At 35.8% G+C, this 212-nt stretch carries 1 pseudogene; it reads right to left on the reverse strand.

Going from position 1 to position 212, the window contains the following annotated elements:
* Positions 1–212, reverse strand: a pseudogene (locus tag BAQ49_RS09575) (hypothetical protein); the annotation flags it as partial.

Here is a 212-nt window from a genome sequence, read left to right on the forward strand (position 1 = left end):
CGATTTCAGAAGCTAATGCAGAATGATACTGAGACATGATCGAAATTAGATGTTCTATTTCTTCTAAATCACCAGTCGACCAACGTCCCAGCACTTCATCATAAATGTTCAGGTCTTCAGGGATTAAATCGTATTGTAGTTCAGCTTCCTTAAACTTATTTATCACGGCTAGATGCAATTTTTCATTCGTTCCCATGATGGTTTTATTTTTA

Origin of the sequence: Bacillus proteolyticus (assembly GCF_001884065.1) — a bacterium.
Taxonomy (GTDB): Bacteria; Bacillota; Bacilli; order Bacillales; family Bacillaceae_G; genus Bacillus_A; species Bacillus_A proteolyticus.